Genomic DNA, 5,550 nt, shown 5'->3' with positions numbered 1-5,550 from the left:
GGCAGGTATCCAATGTGGCTTTGCTGCTTCAATGCGACCAAGTAAATAATCGTAATAGGGGTCTAGCTTCGACGGGCGTGACTGACGTTCGGGGTACACAGGAAGTCTGTCTTTATTCCTAAGGTAAACTCTCACCGTGTTTCTAGATACACCCAACGTCTTTGCGATACGGCGGATGCTTTGGCCCTGTTGATGTAAAACGTGTATATCCACTAGTTGCTCCTGATTGATCATAGTCCGCCGTTTTATCCATGAAACGAACAGACATTTTGTCTCAGGTGGGTCAATTTTAAATCGACGTTAGTGGGTCATTTTTACATCGGCGGTAACAGGGTCTCAGTTTGGATAACTAAAGGCTGCTCAATGGCTGTTTCTTATACACAAACCCCTGAGCAACGCTCGGGGATTTTTTTGAACTCTAGTGGATGGGCGAATTTGGCCGCTGGATTGGACGTTTGCAATATCTCAGACAATCCGTTAAATGCTAATTTAGCAAGGTCACTGACAAACTTCTGTACACTTTTGAGTTGGCCACGTTTGCTAACTCAAAATTGCCCCATTTCGTGTTGGTGAAAGCAGTCATCAACACCTTCTACCCCGAAGTTATTGATAGATTCCCTAATGCCAAACGTGAGGTGTGTGGAAATGCTCCATCTTGTCATTTTTCTTACTCGCAGTTTTGGTGAATATGATGATAATATTTCGAAAATATACTCCGACCTCAGTGTTGGGTGCATGAAAACCAAAGTAGATTGTTAAATTACCTTACTTTGGGGGCTAAGAGATTTTCATAAGTATGGAGAATGTTGGTGGAAAAGTTCCTTGGAAGGATATTTGGTTATGGCGAAGGTAAGTTCTCGGAGTTAAATACCACTCTCAATGAGCGAGATAGATACGAAGCTGCTCTAAATGAAATTCTGCGTGATTTTGTTAGCCAACTGGAAAAAGCATTAAACGAATTTTATGGAACTAAGGGGACTGTCAGCGTTTTCGATTGGGAATCCAAATCAAAAAAACGTGTCCCTCTAATACACATAGCCACTGACATGGATAGGTGGGACACATTTGCTCCCAACGGGAAAATTACACTAAATGTAATTTTCCATTTTGATAGCGCTGAATACATTGAGAGAATTGAAGCCATATATAGTGAAAGTGCTATTAATATCGTCGTTGGTAAATATACATGTACTAGTATCGAAGAGTTTTGCTATGAAGTAGAGAAAGCAGTCAAAGACAGTCTTAGATTATAAAGCTAATCCGATTTAGGTTCGTTAGACCACAATCCCTATTGCGAAATTGGAGCCTGTAATTTAAATTTTTCATACTCGTAGCAGGCTGATCTGCTCTGACACTTTTATGCCCCAAACCGCGTTAGAGTAGATACTCGTAACATTCCCACAGCTTCCTCTTTGACTTAATTCATCTAATGCATTTAATATGAAATAACGTGGCTATTGGCATAATGGCGATTCGTACCATGACTTGGGATCGCATTGAATGTGACAATCATAGATAAAGGAGATTACCTTGTGAGCAAAATTATTGTAGAAATTGTGGAAAATCCAGAGAAAGAGCATGGTTGCTGGGGAATTCAGATAAGTAACGAAGGTGGAGATTTGTTTTTTGATACTGGTTACATTTATGAAGGGCAAGGTGCAGCGGATAGAGCATTTTGTAAGTTGTTAGATAATTTACCGAAGAAAAAATCTTAATTTGGCTTTAGTTGAATATGTGTGAGTGAACATAGGATGAGGAAAGAAATGCAGCTTCCAAAAGAATTTAGAGATGCTCACGCTGCATGCATGTTCATGCACGATGTAATGGTAGAGTTCCTCCGTTCAGGCGAAAAAAATAGCGCTTTTCGCCATGAATTTTCATTTGGAGAGCATGAGATTAAATCGCTTGAAGGTGAGATAAACATTCTCGACTGGTTAGAAAAAAAACAAAAGCATGATGAACGTAGTTTGGTTATCAGAACCGTCGTATTACCAGCCGTGTTATCTGATATGTTGCACTGTATTTATGAAGCTTTGACTGCTGCCGAAAAAGGGAAAATGTCAGTGGCTTTTATGCTACTAAGAAAACCTATTCAAGAAAGTCTTTATCTCCTCGAAGCTATGGTCATAGATGAAAATGATTTTGTCGAAAAGTTATCCCTAGATCCTATGTTTCTAAGGCCCAAAAATGGCGGAGGGCCTGAAGGGCATGCGAAACGTATCAATACTGTTTTGAATCGGATTGGCTTAGAAGGAGTTATGAGCCCAGAGTATCTCGGTGAGCTGCGTTATAACAAGTCTAGTTTTGACAGTTTTGATCGTGTTTGCAATCAAGCCACTCACTTATTTACTGAGCATAAGGCCATAAAAACAGAGCTACTTAACATAAACTTTATTTTCTCTGGGCCTGAGCAGGTCTATACGCAACAGCGTTATTTGTACACGCGACTCCCTTATGTTCTTTATTATACATACTTCCTTTTTGAGTATATTGCGTCAATTGTAACCCCAACCGAGCCAGAGTATTTGACAAATATTAATAGGCGTATCGTTGCTCTTTTTCTAATTGCATACATGCAAATAGAAGATGATTTCATGACCGACTACATGGAGCATTTAGCAGTAGTCTTTTGCGGGAATTTAGGTCTTGAAGTTGAAGATTCAGTAGACATCGATAGCTTACTAAATGAACTTGTAAGAATATCAGAAACTGGCGAACTATCATCGTAGACAAATGGTATATAAGCATTTAAGAGTGATTCCTTACGCTTGCTGGTTTCGCTTCGCTCACAGTTTAGCAAGCGTGCGTCGCATCTTAATGCTGCTACATGGCCCTATGCAAGATCTAGAGGTATACAGTGTCCAATAAAGAAAAAGAAGTAGAGTTTTATGCCGCTACGGTTGGAGCTTGGCTAAATACGAAATTTGAGCTGGATAAAAGTTTGCTAACGTTAAGTACTGGAGCAATAGGTTTACTCGTTACGTTATTAACAACCGTCGGTGCTAGTTCAGTTGAAGGGTTGGTACTGTATTTTGTGGCGCTACTATCTTTTCTTGTTTGTATTGTCTCAATTCTTTTTGTTTTTAAACGCAATGCTAAGCATCTTGAGGGGATCGTTACTGAAACACAAACAAATGATCCTTTATTGAAGTCATTAGACACATCGGCAGCAATTTCATTTGTGTTTGGAGTTATTCTAACTCTGATCATTGGAGGTACTACTGCCATTAATCAATTTATAGAAAAGGAAATGAAAATGACAAAAGAAGTAAATAAAACTATTCATAATGTCGCTGTTGGTGATTCAATCAATGGTCTTGAGGCTCTTCGTCCTGCGAGAAAAGAAGAAGCTAGCGTTGAAGGGATTATAAACATGAAGCCTCAACAGAAACCCGAACCTACTAAAAGTAAGTCTGAAAATTAAGCCATACAAGGCAATTAAGTCGGCTTCATGAACGCGTGCTGAACTCGTTACGCTCAAACATGGCACACGTTCATTTGCCGCTTATTGCTGCGTTAAATTGAAATCTGTGCCCTGCATCCCAAAGAACCATATGAAGTCTAAATAATATACAGGTCGTCTTCATTGAAATCTGCATTTAAAGATCTAGCTTCACTTGGGTGCTTCATTTTAGTGAGAAGTGCATCCCATAATCTTTCATCGAAGCGTCCGTCTAAATATGCGTAACGACAAATATTCAAAAGTTCGCATCGATTACTTTTTCCACCGAATCTATCTTCTAACTCGTAGAAAGTAGGGCTATTGTCTTCTAGCCAAAAATCATCTAAATACTTTATTACTTCCATCGTAAATTCTGCGGAAACCACAAAGTGCTCTGAGAAACTTTCGTGTGGTCTGTCTGGTACGCTGTTATCTCCGTCTTGAAATACGGGGTATACACCATGCATCCAAGCGTAAACATATGCGTTAGACATAAGGTCTGCATTCATAGACTTCATAAAAATAATTTGGGCTCTTTGCTGAGCAAAGAGTGCTTTCATAAGAATTTCGTTAGACATACAATAACTCCATGTAACTACTTGTTGTTAAATAGCTTTACATGCCCAATCTACAACTTTTTGGCTGTATGTCTATGCGCAATATCACGAATATAAAGCAATTTAGTAACGCGTTAAATTTCAGGAGGGTATGAATGCAACACGATACAGAGAAGTACAGAGAAATATTTGAAAAAATGTCCTCTGAAGAAATCGAAGAAATGAACCGACTGAATGACGATGAGCATCAACGACAAGCCGAAGGGTTTAAAGCTGGCTATGAACGAGGCGTTTGTTATTTATGTAACAAACCTTTCAAGACAATCAGTAAAGACGTACCTTGCCTTCATTGGCTCTTACGCCAGTGCAAATTCAAAAAGAAAGATTTTCCTAAAATTTACGCGAAATATGGATATGGAAATATCGCAGCATTCATTCGATGGTGCGCGAATCAGGAGCGTATGCTTTCCAACATCAATGACTTAGAAGAAGAGAAAGCAGATAGGAAAATATTGTCATATACCGTTAAGTGGAAAAATATCGAATGGACATTTGACTGCTCCAAGAACGATTTTGAGGGGCATTATGGTACATCTATTGATTATCCTCATTTTCATTTTCAAATGAGAATTGATGGGCGGCAGTTCATCAATTTTAATGATTTTCATGTTCCGTTTAACGACCATGACTTGTTCGTGCTAAAAAATAGTGTGGAGCAAGGTGATTGGTTCAAACAAAATTTCGGCTCTATAGGTTCAGGTATGCAGGAAGCAGTAAGTGTTGAGCCAAAAGACATTATCGAGCATGCAACTCGTTCGGAAAATGAGGATGAAGCTACGTATCATTTTTCGACAATGATCGATGCGAGAGATAACCCTATTTCTGGAGAGGAAATTTATGAAATACAAAAAGAGGCAGAGCGAACTGGGAAATCTTTTGCTTATGTTGCTAAGAAGAGGTTAAAAGATCGAGCTAAAGTTCAAACTTCAGTTAGCCCTGCTGACTCTATATCTGACATAGCCTCAAGAACTGAGCACAAGCGGCGATAAGAGATTTAACAATAAATTTAATCAGATTCGCAACGCTTGATATTCTGAGTTCAAGGTTGGTTTTGTGTGGGCTGACCCATCAATACTGGACACTAAGCTAAGTGACTATCCATACTTATTGTTATTCATGAATTACTAATTTAGTAAAGACGCTAGCAAGCTTTTGTCCAAACACATGACAGGCGGCTCTGTTCTGGCAGAGCAATTTTTCCAATTAATGAGAGATTGGGAGCCATTTTATTAAATAGTCGATAATTATTTTGTCTTGTTAGATGCTTTTATTGTTCAACTACAGGTGAATAAAAGAAATCTAGAAATGACACTCTAAGGTTGGTATCCTGACGCATAGTCACTGAGGCGTTTAACAACTCAGCATTTCTACGCTTTTTTACGTGCATATTGCTTATTTTCAATAGAGGAAATTATCTTGACAGATATTTTTAATACCCTTATCAACCTTCGACGTCTTCGTGTTTTCGCTCGTGACATCAATATCGACCAG

The 5,550-nt window shown here is 38.9% G+C and carries 7 protein-coding genes; 5 read left to right on the top strand and 2 right to left on the bottom strand.

The window, feature by feature from the left end; all coding sequences use genetic code 11:
- A partial coding sequence (locus tag B5D35_RS22550; protein WP_139367844.1) for a helix-turn-helix domain-containing protein occupies positions 1–234 on the bottom strand: 234 nt, incomplete at its 3' end.
- 575 nt (positions 235–809) lie between these two features.
- Between B5D35_RS22550 and B5D35_RS22545 the strand changes: the two genes are divergently transcribed.
- The 4 genes from B5D35_RS22545 (at position 810) to B5D35_RS22530 (ending at position 3,424) form a co-directional block, all read left to right on the top strand.
- The gene (locus tag B5D35_RS22545; RefSeq protein ID WP_101210488.1) at positions 810–1,253 is read left to right on the top strand and encodes a hypothetical protein; all 444 of its coding nucleotides are present in this window, start codon (positions 810–812) and stop codon (positions 1,251–1,253) included.
- Between the two features lie 279 nt (positions 1,254–1,532).
- Complete coding sequence (locus B5D35_RS22540; RefSeq protein ID WP_048669291.1) at positions 1,533–1,715, top strand: hypothetical protein; 183 nt, start codon at positions 1,533–1,535, stop codon at positions 1,713–1,715.
- A gap of 48 nt (positions 1,716–1,763) precedes the next feature.
- Positions 1,764–2,729: a hypothetical protein gene (locus B5D35_RS22535; protein ID WP_078754669.1), complete on the top strand. Its 966-nt coding sequence runs from the start codon at positions 1,764–1,766 to the stop codon at positions 2,727–2,729.
- A gap of 128 nt (positions 2,730–2,857) precedes the next feature.
- Positions 2,858–3,424, top strand: coding sequence for a hypothetical protein (locus B5D35_RS22530; RefSeq protein ID WP_078754668.1), 567 nt, complete (start codon positions 2,858–2,860; stop codon positions 3,422–3,424).
- 137 nt (positions 3,425–3,561) lie between these two features.
- Here the strand turns inward: B5D35_RS22530 and B5D35_RS22525 are convergent, their stop codons facing one another.
- Positions 3,562–4,020: a hypothetical protein gene (locus B5D35_RS22525; protein WP_078754667.1), complete on the bottom strand. Its 459-nt coding sequence runs from the start codon at positions 4,018–4,020 to the stop codon at positions 3,562–3,564.
- A 134-nt stretch (positions 4,021–4,154) separates the two neighbouring features.
- Here B5D35_RS22525 and B5D35_RS22520 point away from each other — a divergent pair, with 134 nt between their 5' ends.
- On the top strand, positions 4,155–5,048 hold the full coding sequence (locus B5D35_RS22520) for a hypothetical protein (protein WP_078754666.1): 894 nt from the start codon (positions 4,155–4,157) through the stop codon (positions 5,046–5,048).
- The last annotated feature ends 502 nt before the right edge of the window (positions 5,049–5,550 follow it).

This window comes from Enterovibrio nigricans DSM 22720 (assembly GCF_900167155.1).
GTDB lineage: Bacteria > Pseudomonadota > Gammaproteobacteria > Enterobacterales > Vibrionaceae > Enterovibrio > Enterovibrio nigricans.
Note: the sequence above shows the minus strand (reverse complement) of the source record. Positions and strands in the feature narration are given on the sequence as shown.